Origin of the sequence: Xanthomonas sp. SHU 308 (assembly GCF_000364645.1) — a bacterium.
In the GTDB taxonomy this organism is placed as follows: domain Bacteria; phylum Pseudomonadota; class Gammaproteobacteria; order Xanthomonadales; family Xanthomonadaceae; genus Xanthomonas_A; species Xanthomonas_A sontii.
The window spans coordinates 1-7,389 of record NZ_AQOK01000501.1; the positions used below are offsets into that span (position 1 = coordinate 1).

A 7,389-nucleotide genomic window follows, 5' to 3' on the forward strand; every position below is an offset into this window, starting at 1 on the left:
CGGCGATGGCGCAGGATCCGGCGTATTCGCCGAGCCTGTGCCTGGACCAGCCCGGCGGTTTCCAGTTGACCGAGTCCGAATTCTCCTGGCAGCCGCTGGCCTGGAAACCGCTGCCGCGGGTGCTGGCCCATCCCGGCGACACCTTCGGCAGCGGCCAGTACCGGGTGATCCAGCCATTCCAGGCGCTGGCCGCGGCCGCGCAGATCGACGGCCTGTACTACGCGCGCCTGCTCGATCCGGTGGAGCTGCAGCGCATCGGCGCCGACGTGGTGGTGCTGCAGCGCCGGGTCGGCGACGCGGAACTGGCGCGGATGGAGCGCATGCGCCGGTTCGGCACTGCCTTCATGGTCTACGAGCTGGACGACTACCTGCCCAATCTGCCGCTGAAGAGCGCGCATCGCGAGCACATGCCCAAGGACGTGCTGCGCTCGCTGCGGCGCGCCGCCACGCTGGTGGACCGGGTCACCGTCTCCACGCCGGACCTGGCCGAGGCGCTGGCCGGCCTGCACGGCGACATCCGCGTGGTGCGCAACCGGCTGGAGCCGCAGCTGTGGGGCGCGCTGGCACCGCCGGCGGCATCCACCTCGGCCAAGCCACGGGTCGGCTGGGCCGGCGGGCTCAGCCACACCGGCGACCTGGAACTGATCGCCGACGTGGTGCAGGCGCTGGCCGGCGAGGTGCACTGGGTGTTCATGGGGCTGTGCCCGGAGCGGCTGCGCCGGCATGTGCATGAGGTGCACGCGGGCGTGGACTTCGCCCGCTATCCGCAGGCGCTGGCCGCACTGGGCCTGGACCTGGCGCTGGCGCCGCTGGAAGACAACCTGTTCAATCGCTGCAAGAGCAACCTGCGCCTGCTCGAGTACGGCGCCTGCGGCTATCCGGTGGTGGCCAGCGACCTGCCGCCCTACCGCGATGGCGCGCTGCCGGTCACCCTGGTCAAGAATCGCTTTCGCGACTGGGTCAATGCGATCCGCGCGCACCTGGCCGATGCCGACGCACGCACCGCCGCTGGCATGGCCCTGCGCGCGACGGTGCAGCGCGACTGGTTGCTGCAGGGCGCCAATCTGCAGGAGTGGCGGGCAGCCTGGCTGCCGGACTGAGTCGGTCCCCTCGCCGGCCTTGAGGTCCCCGCGCGGCGCCAGCGTCCGACCGTGACGCGGCGCACGGCGTCAACCTGCCGACACCTTGCCGGCGCGCGGTCCGTGCCGGCCGTGCCGCCGGCGCCAGGAACCCGTCACCGGGTGCCGGCCTTCCCCGCGCATGCCTGTCTGGAGGCTGCGCGACAGGTGAGTGCCGTTTCGGCACACCGCTTGCATTGCATACGGGCAAGCCGTCTCCCGGCAGGGACTTCACCGTATGAGCGACTCCATCAGCTCCATCCTTTCGCAGATCCGCAGCTACCAGGGCCAGGTCGGCCAGGCGGCGCAGACGCGGGTGGGCGATGTCGGCCGCAGCAATGCGATCGAAGGCCTGGGCGGCAGCCAGGGCGTGCAGGGCCCGAGCTTCACCGAGACCCTGCGCAACGCGATCGGCGGCGTGAACGAGGCCCAGCAGAAGTCCGGCGACCTCGCCAAGGCCTTCGAACTGGGCGACCCCAGCGCCGACCTGGCCAAGGTGATGCTGGCCGCGCAACAGTCCCAGGTGGCGTTTCGCGCTACCGTGGAAGTCCGCAACCGACTCGTCCAGGCGTACCAGGACGTGATGAACATGCCGCTGTAAGGGTAGAAGACGATGGCGCTTGCGATCAGCAAAGACACATTCAACAGCGAAAAGGCCGGGGCCTGGTTCGACCGCCTGCAGAGCCTGCAGCTCACCCGGCGCATCGGCCTGATGGCGATGATCGCGGTGGCCGTGGCCGCCGGCCTGTTCGTGTTCTTCTGGTCGCAGAAGCCGGCCTACACTCCCCTGTACACCGGCCTGGACGAGAAGGGCACGGCCGAGGCCACCGACCTGCTGCGCACCGCGCAGATCCCATTCAAGCTCGACCAGGCCACCGGCGCGATCACCGTGCCGGAGGACAAGCTGTACGACGCGCGGCTGAAGCTGGCCGGCGCCGGCCTGACCGACAACGGCAACATGGGCTTCGAAGTGATGGAAAAGGATCCCGGCTTCGGGGTCAGCCAGTTCGTGGAGAACGCGCGCTACCAGCACGCCCTGGAAACCGAACTGGCGCGCACCATCGCCAGCCTGCGCCCGGTGCGCGAGGCGCGGGTGCATCTGGCCATCCCCAAGCCGAGCGCGTTCACTCGCCAGCGCGAGGCCGCCAGCGCCTCGGTGGTATTGGAACTGCGCGGCGGCACCACCCTGGAACGCAACCAGGTCGATGCGATCGTCAACATGGTCGCCTCCAGCATCCCCGACCTGGCGCCGGACCGCGTCACCGTGGTCGACCAGAGCGGGCGCATGCTGACCATCGCCGACCCCAACAGCGATGCCGCGCTCAACGCCGCCCAGTTCGACCAGGTGCGCCGCCAGGAAAGCGCCTACAACCAGCGCATCCGCGAACTGCTGGAGCCGATGACCGGCCCGGGCCGGGTCAACCCGGAAGTGAACGTGGACATGGACTTCTCGGTGGTCGAGGAAGCGCGCGAGCTGTACAACGGCGACCCGCCGAAGCTGCGCAGCGAGCAGGTCAGCGACAGCAGCACCAGCACCAGCGGCCCGCAGGGCGCGCCCGGCGCGACCAGCAACTCGCCGGGCAGCGCGCCGGGCCAGCCGGGCGCCACCGGTGCCCCGCCCGTCGCCGGCACCGGCACCCAGCAGGCCGCCGCCGCGACCCCGACCGAAAGCTCCAAGAGCGCCACCCGCAACTACGAGCTGGACCGCACCCTGCAGCACACCCGGCAGCCGGCCGGACGGATCAAGCGCGTCTCGGTGGCGGTGCTGGTGGACCACGTGATGCGTCCCGGCGCCAAGGGCAAGATGACCGAGCAGGCGCTCAGCGCCGCCGAACTGACCCGCATCGAAGGCCTGGTCAAGCAGGCGGTGGGCTTCAATGCCGAACGCGGCGACACCGTCTCGGTGATGAACGCCCCGTTCGTCCGCCAGGCCCCGGAAGCGGCCGACAAGCCCGGCTGGTGGGAAGATCCGCGGGTGATGAACGTCGCGCGCCTGGTGCTGGGTGCGGCGGTGGTGCTGGCGCTGCTGTTCGGCGTGCTGCGCCCGGCGCTGCGCCAGATCGCCGGTCCCGCACCGGCCGCGGCGGTGGGCCACGACCGCGACGGCAACGAGCCGCGCGACGCCAAGCTGTCGATGCTCGACGACGACAACCCGCTGCTGCCGTCGCTGGGCGAGGACACCGCCAGCCTCAGCGGCGGCGCTGGCGGCAACCCCGCCATCGCCCTGCCCGACGCCTACGAGGAACGGTTGCGTCAGGCCCGCGAAGCGGTCAAACAGGATTCCAAGCGCGTGGCGCAGGTCGTGAAGGGATGGGTCGCCAGTGAAGCCTGATGCGAATGCAATGAATGGCACCCAGCGCGCCGCCGTGCTGCTGCTGTCGCTCGGCGAGGCCGACGCGGCCGAGGTGCTCAAGCACATGGACCCCAAGGAGGTGCAGAAGATCGGCATCGCCATGGCGACGCTGAGCGGCATCTCGCGCGATCAGGTCGAGAAGGTCATGGAAGAGTTCAATGCCGAGTTGGGCAGCAAGACCTCGCTGGGCGTGGGCGCCGACGACTACATCCGCAACGTGCTGGTGCAGGCGCTGGGCGCCGACAAGGCCGGCAGTCTGATCGACCGCATCCTGCTGGGCCGCAACACCACCGGCCTGGACACCCTGAAGTGGATGGACCCGCGCTCCATCGCCGACCTGGTGCGCAACGAGCATCCGCAGATCATCGCCATCGTGATGGCGCACCTGGACAGCGACCAGGCCGCCGAGGCGCTGAAGCTGCTGCCCGAGCGCACCCGCGCCGACGTGCTGATGCGCATCGCCACCCTCGACGGCATCCCGCCGCACGCGCTCAACGAGCTCAACGAGATCATGGAGCGGCAGTTCTCCGGCAACCAGAACCTGAAGTCGTCCAACGTGGGCGGGGTCAAGGTCGCGGCCAACATCCTCAACTTCCTGGACAGCGGCTCGGACCAGGGCGTGCTGTCGGCGATCAGCAAAATCGACGCCGACCTGGGCAGCCGCATCCAGGACCTGATGTTCGTGTTCGACAACCTGGTGGAGCTGGACGACCGCGGCCTGCAGACCATGCTGCGCGAAGTCAGCGGCGACCGGCTCGGCCTGGCCCTGCGCGGCGCCGACATCAAGGTGCGCGACAAGATCACCAAGAACATGTCCCAGCGCGCCGCCGAGATCCTGCTGGAAGACATGGAGGCGCGCGGCCCGGTGCGCCTGTCCGACGTGGAAGCCGCGCAGAAGGAGATCCTGGCGATCGTGCGGCGCCTGGCCGACGAAGGCGTGATCAGCCTGGGCGGTAGCGGTGCGGAGGCCATGGTATGAACGGCAACGTGGTGCGTTGGCTGGCGCCGGAACTCGATGCCCCGTCCGCGCTGGCGGCGCTGCCCTACGAAGACGCGCTGCCGGACGAGCCGGTGCTGCGTCCGCCGAGCCTGGAGGAGATCCAGGCGATCGAGGCCGCGGCCCAGCACGAAGGCTTCGAGCGCGGCCACGCCGAGGGCCTGGCCCAGGGCCAGGCCGAGATCCGCCGCCTCACCGCGCAGATCGAAGGCATCCTGGACAACTTCTCGCGGCCGCTGGCGCGGCTGGAGAACGAGGTGGTCGGCGCGCTCGGCGAGCTGGCCGTGCGCATCGCCGGCAGCCTGGTCGGCCGCGCCTACCAGGCCGACCCGGTGCTGCTGTCGGAACTGGTCGCCGAGGCGCTGGACGCGGTCGGCGGCGCGCGCCGCGACGTCGAGGTGCGCCTGCACCCGGACGACATCGCCGCGCTGACCCCGCTGCTGACGCTGATGGATCAGGGCATCCGGCTGGTGCCGGACCTGAGCCTGAGCCGCGGCGACCTGCGCGTGCACGCCGAATCGGTGCGCATCGACGGCACCCTCGAGGCGCGCCTGCGCGCGGCCCTGGAAACGGTGATGCGCAAGTCCGGAGCGGGCCTGTGAGCGCGCTGTCCGGCACCCACCCCGCCGACTGGCTGGATGCACGCAACCTGCGCCTGGCCGGCCGCCTCGGCAAGCTCGATCTGGACGTGGCCGCCGGCCGCGGCCTGATCCGCGAAGGCATCCTGCGCCGCGCGGTCGGCCTGACCCTGGAAGCGGTCGGCTGCGAGGCGCCGATGGGCGCCACCTGCAAGGTCGAGGTCGACGGCGGCTGGGTCGACGCGGAAGTCGTCGGCTTCTCCGGCGACCGCACCTCGCTGATGCCCAGTGCCGAAACCCACGGCCTGCTGCCCAACGCGCGGGTGGTGCCGCTGCACCGCCGCGGCGGCGTCGAAGTGGGCGAAGGTCTGCTCGGCCGGGTGATCGACTCGGACGGCGTGCCGCTGGACGGCAAGGGTCCGATCCGCGCCGAAGGCTCGGTGGGCATGGCCGGCGTGTCGATCAACCCGCTGGCGCGCGAACCGATCACCACCCCGCTGGACGTGGGCGTGCGCGCGATCAACGCGCTGCTGCCGATCGGCCGCGGCCAGCGCGTGGGCCTGTTCGCCGGCTCCGGCGTCGGCAAGTCCACCCTGCTGGGCATGATGACCCGCTACACCGCCGCCGACGTGATCGTGGTCGGGCTGATCGGCGAACGCGGCCGCGAAGTGCGCGATTTCGTCGAGACCACCCTGGGCGAGGAAGGCCTGCGCCGCGCCGTGGTGGTCGCCGCCCCGGCCGACCGACCGCCGCTGGCGCGCCTGCACGGCGCCTACCGCGCCACCGCCATCGCCGAGTGGTTCCGCGACCAGGGCCTGAACGTGCTGCTGCTGATGGACTCGCTGACCCGCTTCGCCCAGGCCCAGCGCGAGATCGGCCTGTCGGTGGGCGAGCCGCCGACCACCCGCGGCTATCCGCCGTCGGTGTTCGCCAAGCTGCCGGCGCTGGTCGAACGCGCCGGCAACGGCGCCAAGGGCCGCGGCTCGATCACCGCCTTCTACACCGTGCTCACCGAAGGCGACGATCCGCAGGACCCGATCGCCGATGCCGCGCGCGCCATCCTCGACGGCCACATCCTGCTGTCGCGGCGCGTCGCCGACAGCGGCCTGTACCCGGCCATCGACGTCGAGTCCTCGGTCAGCCGCGTGGTCCAGGACATCGCCGACGAGCCGTGGCGGATGCGCATCCGCTCGCTGAAGCGGTTGGTGGCCGCGTACTCGGCCAACCGCGACCTGATCACCATCGGCGCCTACCAGCGCGGCAACGATCCGGCCGTGGACGAAGCGCTGGAGCGCTGGCCGGAGATCATGGAATTCCTCGGACAGGACGTCGCCAAAGCCGCAGATCTGCCCCACAGCCAGGCCGCCCTCAAGCGCCTGGTCGACCGCGAGAACTAAGCCATGATGCAATCGCAACGTCTCGATCCCCTGCTCCGCCGCGCCCAGCAGCACGAAGACGAGGTCGCGCGCGATCTCGCCGAGCGCCAGCGCGCCCTGGCCACCCACGAGTCGCGGCTGGAGGAACTGCGCCGCTACGCCGAGGAGTACGCCAACAGCCAGATGGCGGCGACCAGCCTGGCGCAACTGGCCAACCGCCGCGCCTTCCTGGACCGGCTGGAGAGCGCGGTGCAGCAGCAGTGCCAGACCGTGGACCGCAACCGCGAAAAGGTGGAGATGGAGCGCAGCCGGCTGCTGCTGGCCAGCCGCGACAAGCAGGTGCTGGAACAGCTCGCGGCCAGCTACCGCGCGCAGGAACGCAAGGTCGACGACCGCCGCAGCCAGCGCGAGATGGACGACCTGGGCGCGCGCCGCGCGCGCCTGGCGGCCACCGCCGACGAACACGATGACGGAGACGGACGATGAACAACGCGCTTTCCGCGCTGGGCGGCAGTGGCCGCGCCAGCCAGATCGGCGGCGGCAACGACACGCAGGGCACCGACCGCGCCGGCGGCAAGGACAAGGACTTCGCCAAGCTGCTCGGCGGCGGCGGCGGCTCGGCGCGTACCACCGCGCCCAAGCCCGCCGCCCGCGAGACGCCCAAGCCGGCGCAGAACGCCGGCAAGGACCAGGCGGACAAGCGTCCGGCCGCCGCGGACGACACCGCCAGCGACCCCGCGCGCACCGCGCAGGCCGGCGACAAGGTCGCCCAGGACGCCGAGAAGAGCAGCACCGAGACCAAGGCCTCGGGCAGCGACAAGGGCAAGGCCAAGACCGAAGACAAGCACGAGGACGCCAAGCCCGACGACAGCGCCTGGCCGCCGGCCGGGCTGGCCGGCATCGGCCTGGGCCTGCTACCGGCGCTCGGCGCGGCGGTGCTGCCTGCGGCCACCGCGACCCCGCTGGG

6 protein-coding genes and 2 pseudogenes are annotated in these 7,389 nt (G+C 71.3%); all 8 read left to right on the forward strand.

What is annotated here, in order from left to right; translation table 11 throughout:
• Positions 1–1,100: pseudogene (locus D588_RS0115160) on the forward strand (glycosyltransferase); the annotation flags it as partial.
• A 256-nt stretch (positions 1,101–1,356) separates the two neighbouring features.
• Positions 1,357–1,719, forward strand: coding sequence for a flagellar hook-basal body complex protein FliE (gene fliE, locus D588_RS0115165; protein ID WP_010341655.1), 363 nt, complete (start codon positions 1,357–1,359; stop codon positions 1,717–1,719).
• A 12-nt stretch (positions 1,720–1,731) separates the two neighbouring features.
• The gene (gene fliF, locus D588_RS0115170; protein ID WP_017916586.1) at positions 1,732–3,450 is read left to right on the forward strand and encodes a flagellar basal-body MS-ring/collar protein FliF; all 1,719 of its coding nucleotides are present in this window, start codon (positions 1,732–1,734) and stop codon (positions 3,448–3,450) included.
• Positions 3,451–3,460: 10 nt separating this feature from the next.
• Positions 3,461–4,450 carry a flagellar motor switch protein FliG gene (gene fliG / locus D588_RS0115175; RefSeq protein ID WP_017912588.1) on the forward strand — a complete coding sequence of 330 codons (990 nt, stop codon included), beginning with the start codon at positions 3,461–3,463 and terminating at the stop codon, positions 4,448–4,450.
• A complete protein-coding gene (locus D588_RS0115180; protein ID WP_017908680.1) occupies positions 4,447–5,070 on the forward strand; it encodes a FliH/SctL family protein in 624 nt (207 codons plus the stop codon). The genes fliG and D588_RS0115180 overlap by 4 nt, the downstream gene beginning before the upstream one ends.
• A complete protein-coding gene (fliI, locus tag D588_RS0115185) occupies positions 5,067–6,443 on the forward strand; it encodes a flagellar protein export ATPase FliI (RefSeq protein WP_017908679.1) in 1,377 nt (458 codons plus the stop codon). The genes D588_RS0115180 and fliI overlap by 4 nt, the downstream gene beginning before the upstream one ends.
• Positions 6,444–6,446: 3 nt before the next feature.
• A complete protein-coding gene (gene fliJ, locus D588_RS0115190; protein WP_010341649.1) occupies positions 6,447–6,908 on the forward strand; it encodes a flagellar export protein FliJ in 462 nt (153 codons plus the stop codon).
• Positions 6,905–7,389 (forward strand): annotated as a pseudogene (locus tag D588_RS0115195) (hypothetical protein); the annotation flags it as partial. The gene fliJ and the pseudogene D588_RS0115195, both read left to right, overlap by 4 nt.